15 protein-coding genes and 3 pseudogenes are annotated in these 18,339 nt (G+C 39.6%); 12 read left to right on the top strand and 6 right to left on the bottom strand.

Annotated features, from left to right (window positions below):
- Nucleotides 1–158: 158 nt before the first annotated feature.
- The gene (locus ACE01T_RS14690; protein ID WP_395519550.1) at nt 159–1,187 is read left to right on the top strand and encodes a sensor histidine kinase; all 1,029 of its coding nucleotides are present in this window, start codon (nt 159–161) and stop codon (nt 1,185–1,187) included.
- 35 nt (nt 1,188–1,222) lie between these two features.
- Here ACE01T_RS14690 and ACE01T_RS14685 read toward each other — a convergent pair.
- A pseudogene (locus ACE01T_RS14685) lies at nt 1,223–1,970 on the bottom strand (IS5 family transposase).
- Nucleotides 1,971–2,317: 347 nt separating this feature from the next.
- Between ACE01T_RS14685 and ACE01T_RS14680 the strand changes: the two are divergent.
- Both ACE01T_RS14680 and nadS read left to right on the top strand, forming a co-directional pair.
- Nucleotides 2,318–2,638: a type II toxin-antitoxin system RelE/ParE family toxin gene (locus ACE01T_RS14680; RefSeq protein WP_395519549.1), complete on the top strand. Its 321-nt coding sequence runs from the start codon at nt 2,318–2,320 to the stop codon at nt 2,636–2,638.
- A complete protein-coding gene (gene nadS, locus ACE01T_RS14675; protein WP_004896911.1) occupies nt 2,631–2,903 on the top strand; it encodes a NadS family protein in 273 nt (90 codons plus the stop codon). Before ACE01T_RS14680 ends, nadS begins: the two co-directional genes overlap by 8 nt.
- A 61-nt stretch (nt 2,904–2,964) precedes the next feature.
- On the opposite strand, the gene ACE01T_RS14670 is transcribed toward nadS, so the two are convergent.
- On the bottom strand, nt 2,965–4,083 hold the full coding sequence (locus ACE01T_RS14670; protein ID WP_180043552.1) for a Fic family protein: 1,119 nt from the start codon (nt 4,081–4,083) through the stop codon (nt 2,965–2,967).
- A 402-nt stretch (nt 4,084–4,485) separates the two neighbouring features.
- On the opposite strand from ACE01T_RS14670, the gene ACE01T_RS14665 reads away from it, so the two are divergent.
- A complete protein-coding gene (locus tag ACE01T_RS14665) occupies nt 4,486–5,052 on the top strand; it encodes a recombinase family protein (protein WP_004758168.1) in 567 nt (188 codons plus the stop codon).
- Nucleotides 5,053–5,062: 10 nt separating this feature from the next.
- Complete coding sequence (locus tag ACE01T_RS14660) at nt 5,063–6,019, top strand: arsenic resistance protein (protein ID WP_004665958.1); 957 nt, start codon at nt 5,063–5,065, stop codon at nt 6,017–6,019.
- Between the two features lie 123 nt (nt 6,020–6,142).
- Here the strand turns inward: ACE01T_RS14660 and feoB are convergent, their stop codons facing one another.
- From feoB to ACE01T_RS14645, 3 genes are read right to left on the bottom strand one after another with little or no spacing between them, the layout of a single operon-like run.
- Nucleotides 6,143–7,972 (bottom strand): ferrous iron transporter B, encoded by a 1,830-nt coding sequence (feoB, locus tag ACE01T_RS14655; RefSeq protein WP_004281858.1) that lies wholly within the window; start codon nt 7,970–7,972, stop codon nt 6,143–6,145.
- A complete protein-coding gene (locus ACE01T_RS14650; RefSeq protein ID WP_004665962.1) occupies nt 7,962–8,222 on the bottom strand; it encodes a FeoA family protein in 261 nt (86 codons plus the stop codon). Before ACE01T_RS14650 ends, feoB begins: the two co-directional genes overlap by 11 nt.
- 11 nt (nt 8,223–8,233) lie before the next feature.
- Nucleotides 8,234–9,514 carry a cation efflux transmembrane domain-containing protein gene (locus ACE01T_RS14645; protein ID WP_395519548.1) on the bottom strand — a complete coding sequence of 427 codons (1,281 nt, stop codon included), beginning with the start codon at nt 9,512–9,514 and terminating at the stop codon, nt 8,234–8,236.
- 90 nt (nt 9,515–9,604) lie between these two features.
- On the opposite strand from ACE01T_RS14645, the gene cadR reads away from it, so the two are divergent.
- The 7 genes and pseudogenes from cadR to ACE01T_RS14610 form a co-directional block, all read left to right on the top strand.
- On the top strand, nt 9,605–9,997 hold the full coding sequence (cadR, locus tag ACE01T_RS14640) for a Cd(II)/Pb(II)-responsive transcriptional regulator (RefSeq protein WP_039624321.1): 393 nt from the start codon (nt 9,605–9,607) through the stop codon (nt 9,995–9,997).
- Nucleotides 9,998–10,140: 143 nt separating this feature from the next.
- On the top strand, nt 10,141–10,551 hold the full coding sequence (locus tag ACE01T_RS14635) for a hypothetical protein (RefSeq protein WP_180081769.1): 411 nt from the start codon (nt 10,141–10,143) through the stop codon (nt 10,549–10,551).
- A 49-nt stretch (nt 10,552–10,600) separates the two neighbouring features.
- Nucleotides 10,601–11,968, top strand: coding sequence for a TolC family protein (locus tag ACE01T_RS14630; protein WP_180001850.1), 1,368 nt, complete (start codon nt 10,601–10,603; stop codon nt 11,966–11,968).
- Between the two features lies 1 nt (nt 11,969).
- Complete coding sequence (locus tag ACE01T_RS14625) at nt 11,970–13,205, top strand: efflux RND transporter periplasmic adaptor subunit (protein WP_016165561.1); 1,236 nt, start codon at nt 11,970–11,972, stop codon at nt 13,203–13,205.
- Nucleotides 13,195–16,353 carry an efflux RND transporter permease subunit gene (locus tag ACE01T_RS14620; protein WP_016165560.1) on the top strand — a complete coding sequence of 1,053 codons (3,159 nt, stop codon included), beginning with the start codon at nt 13,195–13,197 and terminating at the stop codon, nt 16,351–16,353. Before ACE01T_RS14625 ends, ACE01T_RS14620 begins: the two co-directional genes overlap by 11 nt.
- 85 nt (nt 16,354–16,438) lie before the next feature.
- On the top strand, nt 16,439–17,338 hold the full coding sequence (locus tag ACE01T_RS14615) for a cation diffusion facilitator family transporter (RefSeq protein WP_004665978.1): 900 nt from the start codon (nt 16,439–16,441) through the stop codon (nt 17,336–17,338).
- A 203-nt stretch (nt 17,339–17,541) separates the two neighbouring features.
- A pseudogene (locus ACE01T_RS14610) lies at nt 17,542–17,721 on the top strand (hypothetical protein); the annotation flags it as partial.
- A gap of 188 nt (nt 17,722–17,909) precedes the next feature.
- Here ACE01T_RS14610 and ACE01T_RS14605 read toward each other — a convergent pair.
- A pseudogene (locus ACE01T_RS14605) lies at nt 17,910–18,203 on the bottom strand (IS5/IS1182 family transposase); the annotation flags it as partial.
- Nucleotides 18,204–18,339 lie beyond the last annotated feature (136 nt).

Here is an 18,339-nt window from a genome sequence, read left to right as displayed (position 1 = left end):
AACGCTATCGAAATAGACGGAAAAGATTCGGTTTACGCATTAACTTAATCGCTGCACTGGTAAACCGGATAAATTTTCAATAATGACTTTCGCAAGAGATCTATTTATTCAGGTTTATCCAGAAGCACTTTATTAAAGTTGAGATATTTTTTGGGGGGATGACGGGACTGATTATTGCAGGTATTTTTCTAACCCCGCAGCAGTCCGTTTACTGGGTTTTTGGACTGATATTTTTAATCTATGTCGGCGTATTTCTGGGCGGTTATTTATATGTCTGTTACCAAGCCATTCAATCGAAAAGAACAGATTATATCTTCTTGGCCATGTGCCTAAGCGCTATTGTCATTTTTATGATTTTTGACCTTTTATTATTATCAGGTGAGATTGTAACGGATGTTCGACCATTATCTCCCTATACTGGACCGGTGATCACCTTTTTTATGGTGATTATATTAGGCTCAAGATTGGCACGTAACGTTAAAAAAATTGAAGCATTTAATGCCCAGCTGGAAATGAAAGTTCAGCAGGTCAGTAATGATTTAAGCTCCAGTCTGAATGAAAAACATCAACTCGAGCTTAAAAATGTCAAGCTGCAAGAAAGAATCAGTTTATCCCATGATTTGCATGATGGTCTAGGTGCATCACTGGTGCGATCGATGATTTTAGTGGATCAAAGCGCACATAATATTTCAAACAAGCAATTTTTATCGATGCTTAAATTATTAAGGGATGACCTCAGGCAAATTATTGATAGTGGTTCATCTGCAGACAATAAAATTCCAGTCAATCCCATACTGTGGGTGGCACCCGTTAGGCATCGTTTTAGTCAGCTTATGGATGAGCTGGATATTCGTTCTAAATGGATTTTCCCGCACGAATGGCAAGCCGTGCCAAGTGCTTTGCAGTGTCTCACCTTGATTCGGGTACTGGAAGAAAGCCTGACCAATATTATTAAACATAGTCAGGCCAAGCAGGTAAAAATAGCGATGGTCTATATTCGGGAAAACCAGTTTATTTTGAGTATAGAAGATGACGGTGTCGGTTTTGACGCGGATAGTGTAGTACAACAGGGATTAAGTATTGGCATGCGCAGTATGAAAATGCGTTTGGAACGCATGGGCGGGGAGTTTAAATTATCTTCTGAACCGGGTTGCACCATCATTCACGCGATTGTTCAGTTGAAATAAGCAGTTAAATTTTTATCGATTTCTAGGGCGTGTCATCAATTAAGCCAGATGATTGTTGAAGCCAGGTAGATCGCTGATAGGAAGTTTTGAGCCAATTTATCATAGCGTGTGGCAATAGCGCGATACTGCTTGAGCTTGGCGAAGAAGTTCTCGATCAGATGTCTTGCCTTGTAGAGATGCAGGTCATAATCACGCTGATCAATAGAATTACTTTTCGCTGGCATCACAACCTGACCCTTCGCCTCTAAAATTGGATCAATGACCCGATCCTTGGAGTTGTAGGCTTTATCCATAAGCCAGGTTTGGCTCAACGATAAGTCTAGCAACACATCTGAACCGTTTAAGTCATGGGCCTGCCCATCAGTGAGATAAAATCCTGTCGGGTTGCCTAAAGCATCAGTACGGGCATGGATTTTGGTGCTTAAGCCACCTTTACTGCGTCCAATCGCCTGATTTTTTTTCCCCAGCGCTGTGTTGATGAGCACGTACAATAGTGGAGTCTAACATGGCGTATTCATTGTCACTGTCATGTGACAGCACTTCAAAGACCCTCTGCCACACGCCTGTTTTAGCCTAACGGCTAAAACGAGTATGCACGACTCTAAAATCACCAAAGCGTTCTGGTAAGTCTCGCCACGGAATACCTGAACGATACCGATACAATACAGCTTCAACAAAGAGTCGGTTGTCTTTGGCCGTTACTCCAACAGTACCCATTCGTCCAGGTAATAGATCTTTAATCTGTTCCCACTGATCATCTCTTAATGCATAGCGTTTAGTCATAAAAGTATAATGGGGACAAGGCGGTTTTCCTCAAGTTAATTGATGACACGCCCTAGGCGTAAGGTACCAAATTCAGTACCTTATGAAACTGTAATATTCAACTTTTATTTATTTTTAGAAAAATTATTTTTCCCAAGTTTTCTTGATCAGCAACTGCCGATATGCAGGTTTGTCTATAACTGTAAAAAAACTCTACTTTGGTATTTTTATCTCTTGGACTGCTCTCGGTATCCTAGACATGAGACAGCCTCATTTTAATGCAGAGTATGCGAAATAAGCGCTGTAGGCTCTCGTTTTTTTGTTCTAGAACTGCTAAAATCTTATACGCCATTGACGTACTTAAATCTATGCTATTCATTGAAACCAGTATCTTTACCAAGCAAATCAAAGAGCTTGTGAGTGATGAAGATTATCGTCAGCTCCAGCAAGATCTCTTGGTACAGCCTGATAAAGGTGACTTAATCAAGAATGGCGGTGGAATTCGTAAAGTACGTTGTGCTCAAGGTAATAAAGGTAAAAGTGGCGGTATCCGGGTGATCTATTACTGGGTCACAGAAGATAATCAGATCTTTTTCCTGGTGGCTTATCCAAAGTCTGTGAAAGATAATCTGACAGACAAAGAGACCTCGATTTTGCGTCAATTAGTGAAGGAGCAATTTCATGGATAACAACTTATTTGATGATCTGGTTGCTTCAATCAAAGAAGCTGGTGCCATCAAACGCAATGAAATGAAAGCAAGTCGAGTGACTGAGCTTGAATTACCGGATATTAAAGAAGTACGTGAGAAAACTGGTTTAACCCAGGCAGAATTCGCTGCACGTCTGCATATTAGTGCGAGAACCCTACAGAACTGGGAACAAGGCCGTCGCTATCCGACTGGCCCTGCAGCGACCTTAATTCGTATTCTAGATGCTCATCCAACTCTGATTTAAGAAGTTTAGATAATAAAAAACCCCGGGACTGATGCTGGGGTTTTTTATTACTTAGAATAATCTATAACTGAGTATTGATCTGATAGCGTGTATTACGTCCACCACCTTCTAATTTGACGATACATTTTTTCTCAAGTAGATCTGATAAATGGCGAGTAGCTGTTGCTTTACTGACTTTAGCAACCTTTTGATATTGTGACGCACTGATACCATGTTCAAAGCCATTCTCGCCACCGTCTAATAAACGATTTAGGACTTTGCGTTGTTCTTCACTCAGGGCTAAATTTGAATACTTATGCCAAAATTGACTTTTAAATAATGTTCGATTGATCTGTGCTAAGGTTTTTTCAAGGCTATCATTCAATGTATCTAGAAACCAAACTAGCCAATCTGTGATATCAGAATCATTTTTTTGAGTTTGTTCTAATATCTCATAGTAACTTTTACGTTTATTTAATATCGCAGTAGACATTGCATACAAACGGATACTCTGTTCATCCATTTGAGCTAAAGCAAGGTCTGTAAGGGTACGTGTAATACGTCCATTACCATCATCAAAAGGATGTAGGGTAACAAACCATAAATGGGTAATGCCTGCACGTAACAGAGGATCAAGCAATGAATCATTCAGACTTTGATTAAACCACGCTATGAATGTATTTAAGCGTTCTTCTAAGCCTTCTCTTGGCGGTGCTTCAAAATGTACTTTAGGATAATCCAATCGACCTGAAACGACCTGCATAGGCTCTGATCCCCGAAGTTGACCAATGCGTAAACGTTGCATTGTCCAATCCGGGTCATTGAAAAGCCAACGATGCCATTGCATGAGACGCTCAATAGTCAATGGTTGCTTAACATCGTTAAGCGCATCTAGCATGATATTGGCTAAACCTTCTGATCGATCTGAGCTTGGATAAGGCTGTTCAAGTGTGACACCTAAGCGTTGAGCTAGAGATGATCGCAATGAAAAAACATTGATTGTTTCATTTTCAATTGCAGATGAAGCAACAAGATTGGCAAGCAGAGTATCTAGGGTGAACTGTTCTTTTGCTAAATCATGCTGACTTTGCCCAAGAAGAATTCCTATTTTTTGATATATCTGTCTGGTTTTAGGCAAGATAATTGAATCTAGCCACGTAAAATTTGTCCAGTTTTCTACTTGCCAGATCCATTCCTGCATTTTCAATCGCTCATCTAAAATTTCAGATGAGTTGAATATAACATTCATTCGGCTCATATTGTGAGCTGAATAAATAATTAATCAGCTCATTTTATCTAGGACATTTCCACTTGGAAGCTAACAGTCGAATTTCGCATAAGAAATTTTATATTAAGTGGAGGCTAAAAATGCCCTTGATTAAGGGCGAGTTTGTAAATGATTTTTTTGCTCAGAGATTTAAAAATAAAAGTACCTTCTTATTAATGCTTGTAATATTAGACTATACCCTAAAGCAACACTCAGAATGTCCCGGATTTTATGTATCATTTAAATGATTTTTAATCATATATAACATGTAACTTTGATATTAAAGATTTATAATTTACGAAATTGTTCATTTTTATCCAATTGGGGAGTGAAAGAGTGAAAGGTCAAAAAGTAGGTTATGTCCGGGTGAGTTCAGTCGAGCAAAATACAGGACGTCAACTTGAGGGAATTGAAATCGACCGGATTTTTGTTGACCGAGCTTCGGGTAAAAATACCGACCGACCGAAATTTCAGGAAATGTTGAACTATGTCCGGGAAGGGGACAGGGTGATTGTACATTCCATGGATCGTTTTGCTCGAAGCTTAAAAGATTTAGTCACTGAAGTAGATAAACTGGTCAAACGAGGAATTGCCATCCAGTTCGTAAAAGAAAATATTACTTTCACTGCTCAATCTACCCCGATGGATAATTTGATGCTGCAATTGATGGGCGCTTTTGCACAGTTCGAACGTGAGATCATTTTAGAGCGTCAAAAAGAAGGAATAAAACTGGCCTCTGCTCAAGGAAAGTACAAAGGGCGTGTACATAAATTGAAACCTGAACAGGCTGAAGCTTTAAGACAAGAATGGAAGGAAGGAAAGTACCCTTCAAAAATGGCATTAGGCCAGGCATTTGGAATTAGTCGCCAGGCGGTATACCGCTATTTAAAAGCAAGTGAGTAACTCAATTAAAATGGAAAATATTCGAAATTTTCTTGAAGATAATCAAGTCAAAATCTACTTCTGTACCATCTTTATCGGAGTTATTTTTGGATTAACCATCAGTGGAGCGACGATTTTAGAAAGTTTGATTAACCCTGCACTGGCATTAATGTTATTTGCTACTTTTTTACAAGTACCTATTGCAGAAATTGGCAAGGCATTAAAAAATTTACGTTTTATTTCTGCATTACTTATTACTAACTTTATTGCCTTACCTTTAATTACGGCAGGTCTAATACAATTTTTACCTGAAAACCCACTTATTCGTTTAGCTGTACTTTTTGTTCTACTAGCACCGTGTATTGATTATGTGATTACTTTCACCCATGTTGGGAAAGGTAATGCAAGATTATTACTTGCGATGACACCTGTATTATTGCTTATCCAAATGATCTTACTACCAATTTATCTTGGTGTACTCCTCGGAGAAGAGGTAGCTCAGCTTGTTGAAATTGGTCCTTTTGTCCATGCGTTTGTATGGTTCATTGTTGCACCCTTAGCAATGGCAGCTATAGTTCAGTTCATTGGGAATAGAAATGAACAAGCAGAAAAAGTGGCTGAAAGCCTAAACTTATTTCCTGTACCTGCCACAGCCCTAGTTTTGTTTATCGTCCTAGCATCAGTTATGCCTCAAATTGGGCTTGCAAAAAGTGCAGCTCTTCAAGCTTTACCAATTTATATTTCTTTTGCCATTATTGCTCCATTCGTGGGTTGGATAATTGCTCGTATTTTTCGATTAGAATCTGGCTCTGCTAGTGCTGTGTCCTTTTCAGCATCATATAGAAATTCATTTGTTATTCTTCCATTAGCTTTTGCAATTCCGGGAAGTATGCCCATAATTCCTGCTGTAATCTTGACTCAGACTATCGTTGAACTATGCTTTTTACCAATCTATATTCGTCTGATACCTCGACTATTCAAAACCTAGAGATTTAAACATTTAAGTAGTTGTTATAGTTAGATAAAAGTATTCAGAAGCCCACGCTTACATCGAGTAATTTAATAAAGGGGGGGGGGAGCTAGCTCCCCCCCTCTTTTATTCATTTGCTAATTAAAACTTACTCGCAACTTGATATGTGATGAATGAAAAGATGTAGGCTAATGCAAACAAATAAGTTGCCATAATGATGGGCTGTTTCCAGCTGCCAGTTTCTCGTCTAATTGTTGCTAACGTAGCAAGACAATGGGGAGCAAAAATAAACCATACCAATAATGATAAACCTGTGGCTAACCCCCATCCATCCGGGCCTGAAATTTGACTTAACAGACTTTGAGTTACTGTATCTTCATCACCTGACATCGCATAAATCACCCCAAGAGCAGCAATTACAACTTCCCTTGCTGCCATAGCAGGAATGAGTGCAATACATATTTCCCATGTAAACCCAATAGGCGCAAATATAGGATGAATTAAATGTCCTAACTGACCAGCTAAACTATAGTTAATGGCCGGCATGCTTGCATTATCTGGTGGTTGAGGGAACGTGACTAGCACCCATAACAAGATAGACAGTGCGACGATAATGCCACCAACTCGTTTTAAGAAAATAGTTGCCCTATCATATAAGCCTAATGCAATATTTCTAATATCTGGAATTCGGTATGTGGGAAGTTCAAAAATAAAAATACTTTCAGTTTTATCTTTTCGAACCAATTTCAGAAACACTGAAACTAATAACGCTGAGACTATTCCCGACATATAAAGACCAAAAAGGACTAATCCTTGCAGACTTAACCAGCCGTAGATTAATTGGTTCGGAATAAATGCCGCGATCAATAAAGCATATACTGGCAATCTTGCTGAACAGGTCATCAAGGGTGCAATCATAATTGTTGCTAATCGGTCCCGTTCAGAGCTGATACTTCTGGTTGCCATAATTCCGGGAATCGCACAAGCAAAACTGGATAGCAGAGGAATAAATGAACGGCCGCTAAGCCCGGCTTTAGACATTAATTTATCTAAAAGAAATGCTGCTCGGGGTAAATAGCCTGACTCTTCAAGCATTAAAATGAAGAAGAATAAAATCAAAATCTGAGGCATATATGCAAGCACGCTACCTGCACCAGCAATTACCCCATCCACAACCAAGCTTTTTAATAGAGGATGTTGGATTAGTGGTCCAATAAAATCACTGAGCCATGCGACAAAATTTTCAATGAATTCAATAAAAGGCGTTGCCCATATAAATACCGCCTGGAACATCACAAACATGGTTAAAGTTAAGATTACTAAACCCAATACAGGATGTAGAAAAATTTTATCTAGAAATGCGGTTCTTTTATCACCACTGTCATTATTTAAAATAACTTGTTTGGTGATTTGTTTGACCTGTTCAAAATGACTTAATTCAGAATGATAAGGAGTAATAAAAAGATTTTTTTGATCTAATTGATTAATTAAATCTTGAATTCCTTTTGTTTTAACTGCGACAGCTTCAACTACAGGGATACCTAACAGTTGAGACAGTTTATCCTTATCAATGGAAATACCACGCTTTTTGACCTCATCCATCATATTTAATACAAGAATCATAGGGCGATTTAGAGCACGAACTTCGAGAACCAAGCTCAAATGTAAGCTTAAATTTGTGGCATCTACAACGCATATAAAAATATCGGGTAGAATTTCACCTTTTAGCTCGCCCAAACAAACTGCCCTGGTGACTTCTTCATCTAAACTACTAGGTTTTAAACTGTAAGTTCCGGGTAAGTCCAATACTCGTATTGCATCACCAGAAGGTAATTTAAAAGAACCTTCTTTTCTTTCTACGGTAACCCCAGCATAGTTGGCAACTTTTTGTCGCGTACCAGTAAGCGTATTAAATAAAGAGGTTTTTCCGCAATTTGGATTACCGACTAATGCAATGTTCTTAATCTTCATTGGATACTAACTCTACAAAAATTCTTTCAGCTTCATTCTTTCTTAATGCGAATCTTGAAGTTTCAATTTGAACTAAAACAGGATCTCCGCCAAAAACACCTTTAGCGAGTACTTGTAGAGTTTCACCCTCTCTAAAACCTAATAGTTGGAGCCGTTCCAATACGGGATCAGTGGTATGACTGTATTGATTACCTTTTTTGAGATCTCTAATTTTGACGATCTGATTTTGTTTAACTTGAAATAGATTCATTTTCGATACTCTTACTTCAAAGCCAAAATCTTTCGAGCACCATTAAGCACGAATAAAGAAACCAGGATGCCAATGATTAAGTCTGGATAAGCTGATCCCGTCCACGCCACGAGTACACCGGCAAATATAACGCCCATATTTACGACAACGTCATTCGCCGAGAAAATCCAACTGGCTTTCATATGTGCGCCATCTTCTCGATGACCAGAAATAAGATATAAGCATGTCACGTTAGCTATAAGTGCGAGCAGGCCAATAACAATCATGAGCGTTGATTCTGGCTCGCTTCCAAACATGAATCGTCTAATGACATCAATAATCACGATGACAGCAAGTAATAACTGAATCCAACCTGCGAAATGGGCTGCTTTCACTTGATATTTCGCAGCTTTTCCGACGGCATATAGCGCAATACCATAAACGGCTGCATCGGCAAACATATCTAGAGAATCAGCAATCAATCCTGTAGACGCAGCAATAATTCCGCTGATGAATTCTATAAAGAACAGTAGAGCATTAATGCCTAATAACAGTTTAAGTACTTTAGCTTGTCTCACAGGATCAGGTTCATTAGGTATATCGCCTGTAGAAAGCTGTGTTTCATCAAGTTTCGCCCCAAAACCCAGTCCTTCGAGTTTAGCCGTAATTTGCTGAATCCCTTCATTATGGAAGACTTTCAGTTTTCGATTGGGAAGATCAAAAGTAAGACCTTTAACTGCTTCAATATCTGCAAGAGCCATACGGACCATTTGCTCTTCAGCAGAGCAATCCATTTTAGGAATGGTATAGGTACTTGTTTGCTTAGCCTGTTGATTGCTTATATAAGTTTCAGTCTTCACAAGCTTTGCACCAAAACCCAAAGCTTCAAGTTTGGTAGTTATATTTTCATCTTTTTGATTATGTAGAACCTTTAAAGACCGGTTAGGTAAATCAAAGATGAGTTTTTGAACACCATCAATTGAAGATAGCGCCATACGAACCATCTGTTCTTCCGCAGAACAATCCATTTTGGGAACTAAGTATTCACTCATGTAGTGCGAATCTTTTAAAACGTTTTCAGTGCTTAAACTTTCTTTGGGATCAGAACCACAACAGGATTGAGCGGTATCTTCACAACTGTTTGAAGTGTTACAGCAAGGAGATGAAGATTTTTCTTCTTCCTCTTCACCACAACAGCTAGGCGTATTATCACAATTCTTTGAATTGCTTGCTTCTGCAATTGATGGATGATTTTCTTGTTGAGATTTCTTATCTTCGCATGGTGTTTCTTTACTACATCCACAGCCACTCATAGTTATACCCATTAAAAAAATTTATAAACTTTGAACATTAGAATCCCTATAGTTACTATAGAGTCAAGATTTTTTGGAAATACCAACTCAATGCATTTAAAAATTGGTGAACTCTCTAAAAAAACCTCATGTTCAGTATTAACAATTAGGTTTTATGAAAAGGAAGGTTTAATTCCGGAACCCGAAAGAACGGAAGGAAATTACCGCCTTTACGATGTAGGCTATGTTGAGCGAATTAAATTTATTTTGAATTGCCGAACTTTAAATATGAGTTTGAATGAAATTCGTCAATTACTTACCTATAAAGACAAACCTGAGAAAAATTGTTCAGGGGTGAATGAATTAATTGACTTACATGTCAGTGCTATCAGAGAAAATATAATCAAGCAACAAAAGCTTATTGAACAACTATCTGATTTAAGAGGTACTTGTGATGGTTTATGTACAATTGACCAATGTGGAGTTTTAAAAAATCTAGCTTGATTATCTAGACCTATGCTTTTTTCAAAAACTCTGTATATCTTTACTTAAGGCTGCAAAAAGTTTAAGGTTACTCAAATTCTGTGATCAGATCTTTGATAGATCTGGACAGCTTCTTTATTGGTGTTTTAAATACAGATTTGTGTATGAAGAGAAAAACATTTCTAATCCAGATATTGGTACTCTTATTCACATTCCAGAATATTTGGAGTGTGGCAGAGGCCGCGTGTCTGCATGAAATGCCAAACATACCCAATTCAATACTCTCTAATCCAATCGATTTAGACGAAAAGAGTGATAGTCCTCGTCAAGCACTTTATTCCCTAGAAAACTATAAAGAAATCTATGACTATTGTCAGAAGGTTTGTTTTAACGAAAAGTGCAGTCATTTCTCAAATACAATCGTGATTCAGATTGACCCACCCGATGATCTGAAGCTTAAAGCTGATTTTGAGACCGGCATTACCCCAACTTATTTGGGAAGAACTTTTTATAAATCCCCTTATCTGAATCAATTAACCCCGCCTCCCGATTTGCCCCTACTATTGGTGGGGTAGTCTTATAAAAGCCCACCACTCCTAATTTCATTATGCGTGGGGCATTTTCATGTCAAAAAACAAATTACATCAGGATACCTCCATCCTGAATTTATCCTGGTCAGCCTTAGGTAGCGGTATCTTGCTATCTGCAATGATCAGCATCAGTACTTCCGTAGTCGCCAGTACTCAAGATTTAACGCTGCAGCAAGCTATTGAGCAGGTTAACCAATATCAAGCGTCCCAAAATTTCTGGGAAACGCAAAATAGTATTAATGCCACGAATCTTCAGCAAAGTAAGCTGTTTAAAAATCCTGAATTGTCAGTTGAACAAACGGGCTTTGGTTCAAATAATGAAAAAGAGCTTGCCATTGGCATATCACAACCCTTGGATATTTTTGGTGAGCGAAAAGCAAACCAAAAATTAGCCAGTCTCTCTACAGATAAAACAGCACTGAAGCAGAAGATTTATCAAGCGCAAATTGAGCTTGCGGTGAAATATGTATGGTCACAACTGGCCATTGCTGAACTTGAAAGAAACATTGTCAATGAACAACTTCGGGTGAGTGAAGAAAACCTTAAAGCGATCGAGAAGCGCTTTACTGCGGGCGGTATCGCGCAAGTAGATGTGAATCGCGCACGTTTAAGTCATGCTGAAAATATACGCCTTTTTAGACAGGCAGACTTACAGGTACAAGTGGCCACCCAACAATTATCAAATTTATGGGGTACGTCTGATAAGTCATTGCAGGTAAACCTCTCTTCACAAAAGCTCTGGCCAAAATCGACTCATGGACAGGTTCAAGAATATTTAGCGGAAAACTACGTTGAGAAATATCGAGCTTTACTGGTATTAGAGTCTCAAGCAACGGTTGATCAACTAAGAGCAAAGGCACGTCCTAACCCCACTTTAAACCTAGGTGTCAACCGCACCCAATCCTTGGAAAACTCCACACAAAATCAATTAGTAGTCGGAGTTAGTGTACCGCTTAATATTTTCGATCGTCAGCAAAATGGCATAAAAATCGCGCAAGAAAAAATGAACTTATTAGAGCGTCAGAAAGAATTTTATCTGAAGCAAAATGCGCTGCAAATAGGCACAATTTTAACCGAGTTGCAGGGTTTAGAGCTGCAATTCAAAGTCGTTGACGAGACTCAAATTCCTTTGGCGACTCAAGTTCAAAGTAAGACGCTACAAGGTTTCTTGGCAGGCAAGTTTGCTTTAACCGATGTTCAGCAAGCCACGCTTCAATTACAAGACATCCGTCTGCGTAAAGTCCAGTTGTTACGGGATGGCTGGCAAAAGGCCATTGAAGCAGAAAGTTTGAGCTTAGGCATTAGCCCAAGTGAAGTCATGTCGAAAGATGCTATTGCACAAATCAATCAAAATTTATGGCAAGACATACAGGCCATGCCTGTCATTGGTGGGGGAAATTAACATGTTCGATCTTAAAAACAGCTTAAAAAAACAGAGCGGAAAAATCTCTCAACCCCTACTGATTAGTTTGGTCATCGGCGCTACCGTACTCCTCAGTATTTTCTTGATCTTAACGGGTAAGAATAAATCTGAAACATCAGATGAACATGCCGAGGAAGAAGGGGGAGAAGAACATGGTGGTGAAACCGAAGAGCATGCAGAAGGTGTGAGCCTGACTGCCAAGCAACTGGTGGAACAGGGCATACAATTATCAGCGGTCGATCAAGGCCCGGTGGTTAAATTAAGTTCTTATCCTGCCAAACTGAATGTGAATACTGACCAGCAAGCGCACGTCTCACCGAGTTTTAGTGGTCATGTAGAAAATGTCTATGTAGAACTCGGTCAAAAAGTTCAGAAAGGACAGCCTTTGGCTGCGTTGCTTGTTCCTGATCTAGTTGATCAGCAGGCCAATCTTAAAATTGAACAAACCAACCTTGAACTGGCGAAACAAGACTATGATCGTGAGCGTCAGCTTTGGTCACAGGGCATTTCAGCAAAACAGGACTATCAACGTGCTTATAACAGCTATAAACGGGCACAAATTCAGGTTCAAGCGGCCCAATCACGTTTAAGTGCATTTGGTGCAGTGAATGCCAGTAACGGACGCTATATTTTGAAAGCTCCCATTTCTGGCGTGATCAGTAAAAAGGATTTGGTTCTCGGGGAAAATGTTCAGTTAGCCGATCAACTCTTTACGATAGACCGGTTAGATCAACTCTGGCTTGAGTTTATTGTTCCAAATTCTGAAATTATGGGCTTAGCCCCGAATCAAAAGATCGAATTTAAATCCTTGCAAACGGAAAAGGTCTATCAGGCTGTTATTCAGACTTTAAATACTGAAGCGGATATTCAAACAGGCCGTCTTCAGGTGCGAGCAAAAGTTGAATCGAATGCAACCGAATTACGTCCAAACTTGATGGTAAACGTACAGTTGCAACAACGCAGTGAAAGTACCGCATTACGGGTACTTAAGTCCGCAGTTCAGAATGTCGATGGAAAAGATGTGGTTTTTGTCGCCACTCAGCATGGACAGAAAGTTGAATTCAGTCCGCAACCGGTGAAATTAGGGCAATCGTCTGGGGATAGCCAGTGGATTGAAGTGGTAAATGGGCTTAATCAGGGACAAAAATATGCAGCTCAAGGCAGTTTCTTACTGAAATCTGAGATGGAAAAAGGAGAGGCTTCACATGAGCACTAAAAGCCCTCACATTCCAGACCACGAATCGGTAAAACCTGAAGGGCTGTTTGATCGGCTGATCCAGTTTTCTATCCATAACGCCATTTGGATTATGCTGTTTATTGCAGCCTGGATTGCTATTGGTATTTATAGTTATCAAAAGTTACCGATTGATGCTGTACCGGATATTACCAATACTCAGGTGCAGATTAACACTTCAGCCAATGGCTTTACGGCTTTGGAAATGGAACAGCGGATTACCTATCCCATTGAGAATGCCATGTCAGGCATGCCGAAAATGGAACAAACCCGTTCGATTTCACGCTACGGCTTATCGCAAGTGACCATCATTTTTGAAGATGGCACGGATATTTACTGGGCCAGACAGCTTATCAACCAGCGCTTGCAAGAAGCAATGGGAGAAATGCCTGAAGATGTGCAACCTAACATGTCGCCTATTTCGACAGGTTTAGGTGAAATCTATCAATGGGTGATTAAAGCCGAACCAAATGCTAAAAAGCCGGATGGAACCCCTTATTCGGCGATGGATTTACGTGAAATTCAGGATTGGATTGTAAGACCGCAATTACAGCGCGTAAAAGGCGTTGCTGAGATCAACAGTATCGGTGGCTTTAATAAAACCTATGTGGTTGCCCCTGATCTGAACCGATTGCAACAATTGCAAATTCCTTTGTCTGATTTACAAACTGCCTTAACAGAGAATAATGAAAACCGTGGTGCTGGCTATATTGAGAAAAATGGACAACAGCTAACGGTTCGTGTTCCCGGCACTTTAAACACGATTGAAGATATCCAGAACATCAGTATTGCCAATAAAAACGGCTATCCGATTCGGGTGGCAGATGTCGCCAATGTCTCAATTGGTCATGACTTAAGAACAGGGGCTGCAACCTATAATGGTGAAGAAACTGTATTGGGTATTGCCATGATGATGATGGGAGAAAATAGCCGTACCGTTGCTCAAGCCATTGATGAAAAGGTGCAATCGATCCAGCAATCGCTACCTAAAGGTGTGGTGATTGAGACTGTGTATGACCGTACGCATTTGGTTGATCGGGCGATCAAAACCGTTCAGAAAAATTTGATTGAGGGTGCAATCCTCGTCATTGTTATTTTATTTCTCTTTCTAGGTAATTTCCGTGCTGCGCTGATCACGGCTTGCGTTATTCCACTGTCAATGCTGTTTACCTTGACGGGAATGGCAGAGCAGAAGATTAGTGCAAATCTGATGAGTTTAGGGGCACTGGACTTCGGTATTATTATTGATGGTGCAGTGGTTATTGTAGAAAACTGTATCCGTCGGCTAGCAGAAGCTCAGAAGCTGAAAGGTGGTTTACTTAGCCGTTCTGAAAGATTTAAAGAAGTCTTCTTGGCTGCAAAACAGGCGCGTCGTCCTCTCATCTTTGGACAGTTAATTATTTTGGTGGTTTATCTACCTATCTTTACCCTGACGGGTGTAGAAGCCAAACTTTTCCATCCTATGGCAATGACTGTTGTACTGGCTTTAATTGGGGCCATGATTTTATCTGTCACTTTTGTGCCAGCCGCAGTTGCCCTATTTGTCACTGGAGAAGTCAAGGAAACCGAAAGTCGCTGGATGCATTGGCTTAAAACCAAATATGAACTGCTTTTAGATAAAGCCTATGAGCTTCGTTTATTTGTGACTATTGTGGCTGCCTGTATTTTAGTGCTTACGGGCGTGCTAGCCACTCAAACAGGTAGCGAGTTTGCACCTCAACTGGGTGAAGGTGATTTTGCTGTTCAGCAAATGCGTTCCCCAAGTACAGGGTTAGAACAGTCACTGAGAATGCAGGAAAATACTGAAAAGTTACTGTTGAAAGAATTTCCTGAAATTAAAGCGATCTTTGCCCGTACCGGTACAGCAGAAGTGGCCACAGATGTTATGCCACCCAACATTTCAGATGGCGTGGTACTGTTAAAACCTCATGATGAATGGCCTGATCCAAAACAAACGATTGATGAGCTTCGCCAAAGAATGATTACTTTCTTAGCGACATTGCCGGGAAATAACAGTGAGTTCTCGCAACCCATTGAACTGCGCTTTAACGAGTTAATTTCAGGGGTGCGAAGTGATGTGGGTGTCAAATTATTTGGTGATGACATGGAGATTCTAAATCGCGAAGCGAATAAAATTTCTCAAAAAATTAACTCAATTTCAGGCGCGACAGCCGTTAATGTAGAACAGACCAGTGGCTTACCCTTGTTGAATGTAGAGGTGGATAAGTCCAGAGCTGCACAATATGGCTTGTCGGTAAGAGCAATTCAGGATCTGGTAGCTACAAGTGTCGGTGGCCAGAATGTTGGAACAATTTTACAGGGAGACAAGCGTTTTGATTTTGTCATCCGTCTAGATGAATCCCAGCGTAGTCCTGAACAGTTAGCGGTACTTCCTATTCAATTGCCGAATGGTGGTTTAGTCCAACTGCAAGATGTGGCACGCGTTGAAAATATCCTGGGTATTAATCAGGTCAGCCGTGAAAATGGTAAACGTCGAGTGGTTATTACTGCAAATGTAGAAGGACGTGATTTAGGCTCATTCGTAACAGAGCTTCAGAGCACGTTATCCAAACAGGAATTACCAAGCGGTTATTGGATAGATTATGGCGGTCAATTTCAAAATCTGATGTCTGCAAAAGCGCGTATGCAATTGGTGGTTCCGCTCGCATTGTTGACGATCTTTATTTTATTGATGGCTGTATTCCATAATATCAAAGAAAGCTTACTGGTCTTTAGTGGTGTACCGTTTGCCTTATGTGGAGGCTTAATCGCGTTGTGGTTGCGTGACATTCCATTATCCATGTCAGCAGGGGTTGGCTTCATTGCACTATCGGGGGTGGCTGTACTGAATGGCTTAGTCATGCTTACCTTTATCAAAGAGTTGCGACAACAATATGACCTTTATTATGCAACGTGGCAGGGTGCAATTTTGCGTCTTAGACCTGTGCTGATGACCGCTTGTGTTGCTTCGCTTGGGTTTGTTCCGATGGCTTTGGCAACCGGGACTGGGGCAGAAGTACAGAGACCTTTAGCGACTGTAGTCATTGGAGGAATTATCTCCTCTACCCTGCTTACATTGGTTTTACTGCCTGTACTGTACCGGTGGATGAATGAAAAGAAAGCTTCTTAATCCATTAGATTAAGCAATTTTTAGCAGAGATATTGAGCCTGTCTCAAGTATCTCTGCTAATCATGGATTGAATAAGGAAAATTTTATGTCAGAACATCATGATCATAGCCATGCGGTTGTTACTGAAGGAAATAGTAAGAAATTAATGTTTGCTTTGGGTTTAACGACTACTTTTTTAATAGTAGAAGTTGTCGCTGCTTTTATTACCCAAAGTTTAGCATTACTGTCTGATGCCGCTCACATGTTTACTGATGTAGCCGCATTAGCTATTGCTCTTGCTGCTATCAAAATTGGTAAAAAAGCCGCAGATGATAAAAGAACTTTTGGCTATCAGCGATTCGAAATTTTAGCGGCTCTGTTTAATGCAGTGATGCTTTTTGTGGTGGCGATATATATTGTCTATGAAGCTTACCAACGCTTTACGCATCCTGCTGAAATTCAAAGTGTTGGAATGATGATTGTCGCAGTCATTGGTTTGGTCATAAATTTGATTTCAATGAAAATCCTTTCTGCGAGTGCTCAAGAAAGTCTAAATGTGAAAGGCGCATATTTAGAAGTCCTTAGTGATGCACTGGGATCGATAGGCGTGATTATCGGAGGAGTGGTCATTTATTTTACCCAGTGGATGTGGGTAGATACCGTAATCGCTGTGTTAATTGGCTTCTGGGTTTTACCTCGAACTTGGGTTTTATTAAAACAAAGTATCCATATTTTGCTTGAAGGGGTTCCTGATGAGATTGATATTGAGTCGTTAAGAAATGATTTATTGATGCTAGAGGGTGTTGAAGGGATTCATCAGTTGAAAGTCTGGGCTATATCTTCAAAAAACATTCATTTAACTGCTCATTTGGTTGCTCCTAATAGCGATCCAGATCAGCTCTATCAAAAGGCCTTAGACGTTCTAAAACATAATCATAGTATTACTGAAATTACGTTACAAATAGAAAGTAAGGAATGTAATACATTGGAACAGCATAAACATTAAAGTGCTGCTCTTTCTACATAATGGACAGATGACTAGGCTGATAAACCTTACCATTTTCCTGTATTACACTTCTATTTATCACACGCACTTTAAACACCATCCTGAGACATTTTAAAATTACAAGAATGTAATTTATGAGTCCTCTGGGTGTTAATTCTTTAAAGTTAGAATATCTAACAAGTATTAAATGAGAGTAAATAAACATGCTATTCAAAAATAAATTTTGTACTAAATTACTGTTAATTAGTGCATTCTTTAGTATCGCAAGTTTTAGTTATGCAGATGGCGGCTTGTTATTTCTTGAAAAGAATTTAAAAGCTTCTAAAGTTGAAAATTCTAAACAAAAACAAGTTAAAAATAATGAATCAAATGAATCAAATGAATCAAATGAATCAAATGAATCAAATGAATCAAATGAATCAAATGAATCAAATGAATAGTTGGGTTGCATAAATAAATCAATTAGACTTATTCATTCAGCAATATAATTCCTGAATGAATAAGTTTATAACTAAAACCGGCTTTGTTGCATAAACATTCAAAAGCTGAGTTTTCCCCAATCCATTCAAATTTAAGTGACAACTTGGGTGTGAGGTCTACCTAATTCCGTAAATCTATTCAGAACTGCCACACGCGCATGAACTTCATTGACCTGACTTTGAAAATGTCTTGCCGTCAGCTTATCTCCTAATAATTTGATGCAATGCATCTTGGTTTCCACCAAACTGCGACGGTGATAGCCCGACCATTTTTTCCATAGGGTTCTGCCTAAATGCTTAACCGTTTGAAGTAACTCATTTCGTTCTATTGAACTGATTTTAGAATCTTTCCAGGGCTTGGCATTCTTCCTGGGTGGAATTACGGCACTGTTGCAAATAACCACGAATGGTAAGCTGAAGGGCACTGTTGCAAATAACCACGAATGGTAAGCTGAAGACTGTTTTAGCTAAAGGTGCAGCATATGAATCCTTTCCATGGTCGGCATTTTCAGGGCGAAATCA

The organism is Acinetobacter uliginosus (assembly GCF_044130295.1).
In the GTDB taxonomy this organism is placed as follows: Bacteria; Pseudomonadota; Gammaproteobacteria; order Pseudomonadales; family Moraxellaceae; genus Acinetobacter.
Note: the sequence above shows the minus strand (reverse complement) of the source record. Positions and strands in the feature narration are given on the sequence as shown.

Excerpts from the sequence above, each read along its gene's own strand:
- ACE01T_RS14635 (WP_180081769.1), top strand. The coding sequence starts at position 10,141 with ATGAAGAGAAAAACATTTCTAATCCAGATATTGGTACTCTTATTCACA.
- ACE01T_RS14660 (WP_004665958.1), top strand. The coding sequence starts at position 5,063 with ATGGAAAATATTCGAAATTTTCTTGAAGATAATCAAGTCAAAATCTAC.
- ACE01T_RS14670 (WP_180043552.1), bottom strand. The coding sequence starts at position 4,083 with ATGCAGGAATGGATCTGGCAAGTAGAAAACTGGACAAATTTTACGTGG.
- nadS (WP_004896911.1), top strand. The coding sequence starts at position 2,631 with ATGGATAACAACTTATTTGATGATCTGGTTGCTTCAATCAAAGAAGCT.
- ACE01T_RS14650 (WP_004665962.1), bottom strand. The coding sequence starts at position 8,222 with ATGAATCTATTTCAAGTTAAACAAAATCAGATCGTCAAAATTAGAGAT.
- ACE01T_RS14615 (WP_004665978.1), top strand. The coding sequence starts at position 16,439 with ATGTCAGAACATCATGATCATAGCCATGCGGTTGTTACTGAAGGAAAT.
- ACE01T_RS14630 (WP_180001850.1), top strand. The coding sequence starts at position 10,601 with ATGTCAAAAAACAAATTACATCAGGATACCTCCATCCTGAATTTATCC.
- ACE01T_RS14690 (WP_395519550.1), top strand. The coding sequence starts at position 159 with ATGACGGGACTGATTATTGCAGGTATTTTTCTAACCCCGCAGCAGTCC.
- ACE01T_RS14620 (WP_016165560.1), top strand. The coding sequence starts at position 13,195 with ATGAGCACTAAAAGCCCTCACATTCCAGACCACGAATCGGTAAAACCT.
- ACE01T_RS14645 (WP_395519548.1), bottom strand. The coding sequence starts at position 9,514 with ATGAGTGGCTGTGGATGTAGTAAAGAAACACCATGCGAAGATAAGAAA.
- ACE01T_RS14625 (WP_016165561.1), top strand. The coding sequence starts at position 11,970 with ATGTTCGATCTTAAAAACAGCTTAAAAAAACAGAGCGGAAAAATCTCT.
- cadR (WP_039624321.1), top strand. The coding sequence starts at position 9,605 with ATGCATTTAAAAATTGGTGAACTCTCTAAAAAAACCTCATGTTCAGTA.
- feoB (WP_004281858.1), bottom strand. The coding sequence starts at position 7,972 with ATGAAGATTAAGAACATTGCATTAGTCGGTAATCCAAATTGCGGAAAA.
- ACE01T_RS14680 (WP_395519549.1), top strand. The coding sequence starts at position 2,318 with ATGCTATTCATTGAAACCAGTATCTTTACCAAGCAAATCAAAGAGCTT.